The organism is Viridibacillus arenosi, assembly GCF_001955655.1.
Taxonomy (GTDB): Bacteria; Bacillota; Bacilli; order Bacillales_A; family Planococcaceae; genus Viridibacillus; species Viridibacillus arenosi.
This window is the reverse complement of the sequence record NZ_MSPW01000034.1, coordinates 1-3,854: the sequence shown is the minus strand read 5'-3', so window position 1 is coordinate 3,854 and position 3,854 is coordinate 1. Positions and strand designations below refer to the sequence as shown.

Annotated in this window: 7 protein-coding genes; 2 read left to right on the top strand and 5 right to left on the bottom strand. The window is 30.5% G+C overall.

Going from position 1 to position 3,854, the window contains the following annotated elements:
* The coding region (locus tag BK137_RS21585; RefSeq protein WP_143691114.1) for a DUF4871 domain-containing protein at nucleotides 1–496 on the top strand (496 nt) is incomplete at its 5' end.
* 208 nt (nucleotides 497–704) lie between these two features.
* On the opposite strand, the gene BK137_RS21580 is transcribed toward BK137_RS21585, so the two are convergent.
* The 5 genes from BK137_RS21580 to BK137_RS21565 all read right to left on the bottom strand — a co-directional run bounded on the left by BK137_RS21580 (nucleotide 705) and on the right by BK137_RS21565 (nucleotide 3,065).
* The gene (locus BK137_RS21580; protein ID WP_038191245.1) at nucleotides 705–938 is read right to left on the bottom strand and encodes a hypothetical protein; all 234 of its coding nucleotides are present in this window, start codon (nucleotides 936–938) and stop codon (nucleotides 705–707) included.
* Nucleotides 939–1,048: 110 nt separating this feature from the next.
* Complete coding sequence (locus BK137_RS21575) at nucleotides 1,049–1,420, bottom strand: DUF5391 family protein (RefSeq protein ID WP_038191248.1); 372 nt, start codon at nucleotides 1,418–1,420, stop codon at nucleotides 1,049–1,051.
* Nucleotides 1,421–1,526: 106 nt separating this feature from the next.
* Entirely contained in the window at nucleotides 1,527–1,631 is a 105-nt protein-coding gene (locus BK137_RS22065) for a VOC family protein (RefSeq protein ID WP_244898286.1), read from the bottom strand.
* A gap of 497 nt (nucleotides 1,632–2,128) precedes the next feature.
* Nucleotides 2,129–2,383, bottom strand: coding sequence for a hypothetical protein (locus BK137_RS21570; RefSeq protein WP_038191250.1), 255 nt, complete (start codon nucleotides 2,381–2,383; stop codon nucleotides 2,129–2,131).
* A 313-nt stretch (nucleotides 2,384–2,696) separates the two neighbouring features.
* The gene (locus tag BK137_RS21565) at nucleotides 2,697–3,065 is read right to left on the bottom strand and encodes a VOC family protein (RefSeq protein ID WP_235175788.1); all 369 of its coding nucleotides are present in this window, start codon (nucleotides 3,063–3,065) and stop codon (nucleotides 2,697–2,699) included.
* A 188-nt stretch (nucleotides 3,066–3,253) separates the two neighbouring features.
* Here BK137_RS21565 and BK137_RS21560 point away from each other — a divergent pair, with 188 nt between their 5' ends.
* Nucleotides 3,254–3,703, top strand: a complete 450-nt coding sequence (locus BK137_RS21560; protein WP_038191252.1) for a WapI family immunity protein — start codon at nucleotides 3,254–3,256, stop codon at nucleotides 3,701–3,703.
* Nucleotides 3,704–3,854: the final 151 nt, after the last annotated feature.

Genomic DNA, 3,854 nt, shown 5'->3' with positions numbered 1-3,854 from the left:
ATGTATTGCGATATTTATTACGTTTCAAGTGATACCGAGCCATATTGCGAAGCAAATTAGTAACAATGTGCAAAAAATTGCGCAATCGGTTGAAGTTACTTTTGGTGATGGGACAAAAGGTGAGTTTTTGTTGATTGGTGAAGAAGGGAAAGTTGGTTTCTTGGTTGGCTCTGGTAAAAAAGGTGAAGCAGTAGAAGAAAAGATTATTGCTAATAAAGTAAATAAGTATATGTGGCATTTTTGGGGAGACAAAGATAGTATCAGTGGTGATTTTAAAGTAGTTGGAACTGACAAAGAAGGGAAAGAACATCCCGTTTTGGTATCTGGCAATGATACAGTATGGCAATATTCCAATACTTCCATTAGCCCTAATAACGGTGCCGATTCCCATATCCCATCGAATATGTTGTTCCCTACAAGTGGATTATGGAAATTGGAAATATATTTTAATGATAAATTATTTGATGAAATAGTTATAAACGTCGAAGATAGTTAAATCAACTTCAACTAACGGGGTGCTTTACTTGAAGATCATTGAGTTGCATATGCAGCTCTTTTTTCTTTATTGAACTAACGGGGCAGGTTAGTTATAAAAGGAGATTAAAAAAGTTCAACATAATTGTTGAACTTTTAATTCATGTTACATATTTTCAAATTGGAGATATTCTAAAATATTTGCGAAAGGGTCTCTGAAACTAATATATTTACCTGGAGGAATTAGTTGGTTCATCTATAATTAAATCTACTTTTTTCTCTTTTAAGAATTTAACCTTTTTATAAATATCTTCAGTTCGTAATCCTAATACAACTCCTGTAATTTTATTATCTTGAATAAAGGTTGTATTATCGTTCTCTTCTAAAATAATTGGTAACACTCCGTGTACAAGTGATGCAATGTTAGGTCCATACTGCTTGTTTAATGTAGGCTGTTTTCTCAAAGATTGTTGCTATAAAGAAAAGTTGGGCTATACAACAATCGCGCCCGATTGTTGTATACATTGCATCCTTATAAAACAGAACGTTATAAATCTGCTACTTTTTAAATCTGCTACTTTTTAAATGCAAAAATATACCAAACGATATTGGCAATTAGTGACATAATGCAAAGAACGATCACATATAGAAAATCAGAAACATTATAAGTAACCGTTCCCATTACAAATGCCAGTACAATTATTGAAAGTGATATAAGTAACCCTACTCCGCAAAAAACTGCCATAACATATTTCATTCCTTTAACTCCTACCCAATACAAAATTAAAGACAGAATATAAAAGACAAGAAACATTATAATATTCAGCCACATACCTAAAGAATTGAATCCACCAGGATCCGGAAAGGGAGATAGCGAAGCTGCAATCATTATAAAACAGAAAAGTAGCCCCGAAATTATGGTCATTAAGATAACACCATTTCTCATTCTACAACCTCCATAAGAATAATTTTTGGTAAGTTCACTTTACATATAGCACCTCAACAATCTGGCCCGATTGTTGAATAACACTATTTAATCAAAACAACAAAGTTTACGAAAACAGCCTTAATGTAAAACCTAAAGTATTGGTATAAAAGTCAATTGCTTTGTTTAAATTTGGCACGTAAATACTTATAACACAAATCTGATTCACCATTTTACGATACCTTTTCTTAGTATTAATGTAAATATTCTACAGATGTTATTTAGAATCCTTTATTTTAAAAAATATACTCGATTGTCTTCTTCAACTACCGGGGCAGGTTAGTTCAATAAGAAATTTGATAAATTCCCTTGTTTTTATATCGCATTAGTGAAAAGTTGGAGAATACCGAAATAGTGATTATTTAGCTACAAACTAAGATGCAATACAATCTAAGTGATAAGTCAATTTCTATCTAGAGAATTTCTTCGATTTCATAAAAAAAAGCAGTATTTGTAAATGTATAAATGCAGCTATAAGTATGACGAATGGAATAAAACTGTTCAACACTTGGAATTAGAAAAAATTGAAATTGAAGGATAATAGACAATTCGAACATACGGCGTAATACAGATGGCAGAAAACTTAGGAGAATAATTAATGAATTTCAAATTAAATGAGCCAATATCTAAGCACATCTCTTAGATATTGGCTCTGTAGAAGTGAACTTGCTATGGTCGGTTCCAAATAAATGTTGTAACAATATACGGCATAAGTATGGCAATGACAAAAACGAACAAATTTCCTGATAATCCTATTACTTTCAATTTTCCTTTAGAATACAACAAAGCTAAGATAATCCCTATTATAGGTCCTGTAATTAATACACTTCGCCATACTATACCTGGAACAAGATCAATATTAAACAAGGTTAGTGCATAAAAAAGTAAGTTAAAGATAAAAACATAAATTGATAAATGTTTCATAGCTAGGCTCCTTTTTGTTTTCAGACTATTTATAATATAACGAATAATAATGTAGTTAAGTTTCGATTTTGAACTTTTTATTTTTAATGAAGAAGCTTATTGTTAATACGAACTGTTAGGAATCTGAGACGTATTCCGAAATCGAAAAAATGTGCATTAGAAGAAAAGGTTCTTCTTCAACTAACGGGTGCTATACTTGAAGATCATTGAGTTGTATATGCAGCACTTTTTTCTTTATTGAACTAACGGGGCAGGTTAGTTATAAAAGGAGATTAAAAAAAGTTCAACAATTATGTTGAACTTTTAATGCTTGTTACAGATTTTCAAATTGGAGATATTCTAAAATATTTCCGAAGGGGTCTCTGAAACTAATATATTTTCCTGGAGGACAATTAGTTGGTTCATCTACAATAAATTCAACTTCTTTATCTTTTAAGAATTTAACCGTTTCATAAATATCTTCAGTTCTCAAACCTAATACAACTCCTGTAATTTTATTATCTTGATTAAAGGTTGTATTATTGTTCTCCTCTAAAATAATTGGTAACTCTCCGTGTACAAGTGATGCAATATTAGGTCCATACTGCTTGTTTAATTCAAAACCTAAAGTATTGGTATAAAAGTCAATTGCTTTGTTTAAATTTGGCACGTAAATACTTATAACACAAACCTGATTCAACATTTTATCACACCTTTTTTTAGTATTAATGTAAATATTATCCATAATTTATTAGAATCCTTTATTTTAAAAAATATACTCGATTGTCTTATTCAACTAACGGGGCAGTTTAGTGGAATAAGAATCTGTTAAAATAACTTGTATTTTGATATGGTTGAAACAAGGCAATTAAATGAAGAGAGATGATTTGAGTGTATGCATTTGAACTTAAAGGCAAACAAGGATTTATAAGAATTGAATTAAATGAAGTTTTTGGTTTCCCAAAAGAAACAAGTTATTTGGGTGGCTATGATGTTAAAGGGAAAATTCAAATTAAAAGTGGGAACTATTACGTAAAAGATGCCGAACTTTGGTTTTCAACAGGTCAAATATATGAATTCTATAAACAACTACTTAAATGCTACGAAGAGTTAGAAGGCATTATTAATTTTCCAAATACTGATTCATCAGAACTTAAATTAGTGCTTGAATTTACTGGGTTAGGTAAATTTAAAATCCAAGGTATTTTCCAAGAGTATTTATCTGTGGAGAATTTTTTAGAATTTGAATTTGAAAGTGAACAAAGTTATTTGATTTCTACGTTAGCCGAATTAAAAGAAATCGTTGATTACTATGGTGGAAATGAAGGACTAATTATATAAATCTTGTTCAACTAACGGGTGCTTTAGTTGAAGATCTTGGAGCTATTCAAACAGTTTTTTTCATTCAACTAAAAGGGAAGCCTTAGGGATAAAAGTGATTCATGTTGTGGAAACTATACATAGTGAATAATGAGTGAATGTCATTGTTCGC

Excerpts from the sequence above, each read along its gene's own strand:
- BK137_RS21575 (WP_038191248.1), bottom strand. The coding sequence starts at position 1,420 with ATGAGAAATGGTGTTATCTTAATGACCATAATTTCGGGGCTACTTTTC.
- BK137_RS22065 (WP_244898286.1), bottom strand. The coding sequence starts at position 1,631 with ATGGTGAATCAGATTTGTGTTATAAGTATTTACGTGCCAAATTTAAAC.
- BK137_RS21570 (WP_038191250.1), bottom strand. The coding sequence starts at position 2,383 with ATGAAACATTTATCAATTTATGTTTTTATCTTTAACTTACTTTTTTAT.
- BK137_RS21565 (WP_235175788.1), bottom strand. The coding sequence starts at position 3,065 with ATGTTGAATCAGGTTTGTGTTATAAGTATTTACGTGCCAAATTTAAAC.